The sequence below is a fragment of the Curtobacterium sp. MCBA15_005 genome (genome assembly GCF_001864855.1).
GTDB lineage: Bacteria > Actinomycetota > Actinomycetes > Actinomycetales > Microbacteriaceae > Curtobacterium > Curtobacterium flaccumfaciens.
Genome location: NZ_MJGL01000043.1, coordinates 1 through 466, shown reverse-complemented (window position 1 = coordinate 466; position 466 = coordinate 1). Strand labels below are relative to the sequence as shown.

Below are 466 nucleotides of genomic sequence, written 5' to 3'. Positions count from 1 at the left end.
TCGCCGACGCGTACGACCACAAGCACCAGCCCCTCGCCGAGGCCGACGGCACCGGCGGCCTCGCCCGGATGGGCAACGACATCGTGCAGTCGCTGCTCCGGAAGCTCGCGACCATGGGCGTCCCGCTCACGTCCGACTCGTTCCGCGTGCTCAAGGCGACGTACTACCGGAACGCGCTCGACATCGTCGAGGTGTACCGGCACGAAGCCGAGATGAGTGGGCTCGCGTTCGACCAGCACGCCGAGGAAGCCGCGGTGGAGCTCTTCACCAAGGCGATCCTCGATGCCGGCGGCGCCTTCACGGCGCGGCCGAACGACAAGCCGTTCATCCCGAGCTGGAGCCGGGTGCGCTCAGCTGTGCCGGACGTGCTCGACCGGCTGCGGGACGCGGTGGAGGCGGACCAGCAGGACTGATCTGGCGCTGTGAGCGCGCCCTGGGCGCGGGTCAACGGCGGACGGGAGGCACG

Annotated in this window: 1 protein-coding gene; it reads left to right on the top strand. The window is 70.6% G+C overall.

Going from position 1 to position 466, the window contains the following annotated elements; genetic code table 11:
- Nucleotides 1-413 (top strand): hypothetical protein (locus tag BIU89_RS13020; RefSeq protein WP_217642833.1); only part of this gene is annotated, 413 nt, incomplete at its 5' end.
- Between the last annotated feature and the right edge of the window lie 53 nt (nt 414-466).